Here is a 3,729-nt window from a genome sequence, read left to right as displayed (position 1 = left end):
TGGCTCAGTTCTACAAGAAAGTATATCAAGTTTAACCAGTAAGAGAGTATAGAACATTGTATAGTATTTTACACAAGATTATGGACTTGACTTAACGGATAAAGGTGTAAAATAGTCAAAATAATCAGGAATAAAAAATTAAATAAAATTCTATTAACTAAAAGGCTAATTAGAGAAACGAAAATAAATATTAACAAGCACTTATCTAACTTATCCTTAAAGTGTTTCTGCCCATATAATATTAAATCAGTAATCTCAACGGTATAACAATAGAGCAATATAATTTGTAGACCACTACTAAAAAAGAGAGAAGTTTCCCTTAATAGCACAGATACCAAGTATTGCCAAATTGTTAAGGAGATGATAAAAATAATTCTTTTAAAAATATCATCTTGTTTTTTGCGTAATATTGCTGCCAGCCAAATAAAAGTTGTATCAATAAGAGTCATTACAAGAGCCACTTTTTCAGAGAAAAGAAGAGACAAGTTCTCTCGATTATAGACCAAAATCAACAAGACTATTAATTGTTGTAACAAGATTACTGCAATATCAAAAAATTTACTCTTTGTTATTTTTTCTATTCTTATCATATTATTTCCTTAATCATTAAAGTTAAAATTTTTAGACTTAATTGTTGATGATTGACTTCACTGATCGCAATGTCAATAAATAAAATGTACCATATATTACCAAGAAGAAAAACAGACAAAGCAATAAAGATAGTATTATGATATTGCTTGCTACCAATGTATCCATAAATAAATATTTATAGAAAATAAGCAACATACTACCATTTACAATCCCAATTAATACAGGAATAAGGAAAAGTATACCTGTTTCATATCCGAGAATCCGGTTAATCCATTTTTTACTATAACCTAGCTTACTTAGATAGCTATATTCTTCTTTATTTTCCATGATTTCTATGAGGCTTGTAAAGTATAGAATACTACCTGTACAAATAATAAAGAGGATGGATAGGAAAGTTATAAAGATATAAGTCGCAATATTAGCAGTCTTTACTGTGTATTCCCTACTATAACTACTGATAACATCAGGAACCGTACTAAACTGATTGTAAAATGTTTCGCTTGACCTAATAGAATTTCCATTAAAAGTCCTAATTGTCATTCCTTTCTCTAGAAAACGAGAACTAAGTTTAGCATATAATTTATCAGAAACAACCAGAGTCGTGACACTTGTAGAAAAACTAAAAACATTATTCGTTGATACATGTTTTACAGTAACATCATATGCATTTTCCAAATTAAAGGTTTTCCCGAGACTGATTTCTGTTGGATAATAATTTATTAACAATGGTAATGCCTCACTACCTTCAATAGAATTTGTTCTCCCTTGAGCTTTCATTAACTCTTTGTAATCACTGTAATTAATTATATCAAAATAAGGAATTTTTTGCCCAGTTTCTGTGATAGTCACTTCTGGGGTAGTGTTCAATCTCAATAGATCAACATTAACTAAGCTCACTTGGTTGTTCTCTAAAATATTTGTAACATTAATTTGACCATTTTCTGATTTAACATTATATTCTATAGCAGATGGAGTCAATCGCTCTATTCCATTAAGAGAATAAGCATAGAGCATTACCATAATTCCAGTAACTGAAACGGTTAATGTTAAAAGACCTCCTAAGACTGTTAATAATTTATTTTTTGTTGCAATACGATAGTTAAATTTGGGATAGATGATATTAAAGAGAGGACGGTATAGCTTTTTTTTATTTGCTTTTAATAAAGAAATTACAAAAGTCAATCCATATCTGATTGTAAAAATTGTTCCAAAAACAATTAAGATAATTATCAATAGAGAAATCGGTACCATCCCTATGCTTAATAGCATATTTCGTGTGGATGAAAACATTGTCGCCAAACATAAAACATATGACAATAGCAATGCAGTAATAGCAATAATAGCTCTGACTTTTCTTATTCTAATTTTTTTCTCAGCCTTTCTTGAGAAATTAACAAATTCAATCAAAGACTGTTTACTAATGATAAGTCCATTTGTGATGAAATTAATCAGAAAAACTACAACTAATATTCCTAAAGACTCTATAATCTCATTAACTGTAATAAACCACTGAACTTCCATTGTCAATTCCAATAGATAAGTAATTGCCAGTACAGCTAAAAAATATAAAGTCGGTCCCAGCAATAAACTTACCAAGTAACTCAAAACTAGAATAACAAGATTTTCTAACGTCAGTAATTTTGTTAATTCTCTTTTTGAAAACCCTAGTATTGCTAAAACGCCAAGTTCTTGACTACGTTTTTTTACAAAGAAATTATTGAAGTAAATTAAAAATATCACCAAAAACACAGTCAGAAAAGCCAATGACCCATTAGCGATAACTAGTGCTTGACCACTATCCCCAATTTTTTCCGCAATGATTTTATCTGAGATGAAATTTAGAAAAGATATAAAAATACTTAATAAGCCGATCGTAGCGAGAAAATAGATGCGATATAACGAAAAATTTTTTTTAATGTTAGATTTTGTAATTGACCAAATCATATTACTCACCTCTATCGGATAAAGCTTGACTAATTACATCATAAAACGACTCACCACAATCCTCTTTATCAATCTCCATGTGAAGTTTACCGTCTTTGAGGAGTACAACTCTATCGGCATAAGAAGCTGATAAAACGTCATGAGTAACCATTAAAATAGTTACCTTTTCCGTTTTATTAATTTCACTCAAAATCCTCATTGTTTCTTCAGAAGAATTCAAGTCAAGTGCTCCAGTTGGTTCATCAGCAAAAATAATCTCTGGTTTTTTAATGATTGCTCTGATAATACTGACCCTCTGTCTCTGACCTCCAGAAAGTTGATAAGGATATTTCTTCAACTGTTCATATAAATTAAATCTTTTTGCATAGTTATTTATCAAATCATCAATTTTTGATGAATCAACATTCTTGAGAGACAAAGCAACAGAAATATTCTCCCTGATGGTTAGACTGTCTAACAGCATATAATCTTGAAAAACAAAACCAATATCATTTTTTCTAAAATTAGTTGCCTCGTTATCAGAAAATGCACTAATTTCTTTATTTACACAATAAATACTCCCACTATCAATTTTATCAATAATCGAAGTAACATTTAAAAGTGTCGTTTTTCCACTACCGCTACGCCCCATGACAGCCACAAATTCTCCTTTTCCAATAGTTAAATTGATATGGTCTAGAGCATAATTCGCTTGATTGAGATATTTTTTACAAACATCTTTCAATATTAATTGATTCATTTTACCTCTTCCTCCTGATATTTATTTATGAGTGTTTTCATTGAAAGAAACGTTACAATTTCAAATACTGAGTTCGAACAGTCATCAGTAATAGTTGCAAACCAACTTGAACCTCTTTACCACTAGCTACTTCCATAAGTTATTTTTCAGAAACTTCTTCGATAACATTATTCAAAATATCTTTTGAGTTTTTCATGGCAATCATTCTCACTCCTATTAGGATGTAGTAAATATTTTCTACACGCTTATTTTAACCAATATGTCTTCATTTTTAATGAGTAAAAAGTGCAAAAACCAATGTTAAATATGCTTGAAAAGGAATCAAAAAAAGTCTTAGCAAAAATTGCTAAGACTCAAATAACGATAAAGTCCATATAATTGTGTAAAAGATAAAAGGTCATATAAAGCTCCTTTTACGGTACAATGTTTTTACCACAAAACATACCTAGGAGGAC

Annotated in this window: 2 protein-coding genes and 2 pseudogenes; all 4 read right to left on the bottom strand. The window is 29.6% G+C overall.

The features are described 5' to 3' along the window. Positions 1-92 precede the first annotated feature (92 nt). Positions 93-590, bottom strand: a pseudogene (locus L866_RS0108055) (hypothetical protein); the annotation flags it as partial. A gap of 37 nt (positions 591-627) precedes the next feature. Beyond that, entirely contained in the window at positions 628-2,535 is a 1,908-nt protein-coding gene (locus L866_RS0108050; RefSeq protein WP_025730858.1) for an FtsX-like permease family protein, read from the bottom strand. 1 nt (position 2,536) lies between these two features. Beyond that, complete coding sequence (locus L866_RS0108045) at positions 2,537-3,274, bottom strand: ABC transporter ATP-binding protein (protein WP_025730856.1); 738 nt, start codon at positions 3,272-3,274, stop codon at positions 2,537-2,539. 62 nt (positions 3,275-3,336) lie between these two features. Next, positions 3,337-3,479 (bottom strand): annotated as a pseudogene (locus L866_RS09755) (type A2 lanthipeptide); the annotation flags it as partial. Positions 3,480-3,729 lie beyond the last annotated feature (250 nt).

Source organism: Atopobacter phocae ATCC BAA-285, from assembly GCF_000526675.1.
GTDB lineage: Bacteria > Bacillota > Bacilli > Lactobacillales > Aerococcaceae > Atopobacter > Atopobacter phocae.
The sequence above is the reverse complement of the archived record's forward strand: the minus strand, read 5'-3'. Positions and strand labels throughout refer to the sequence as shown.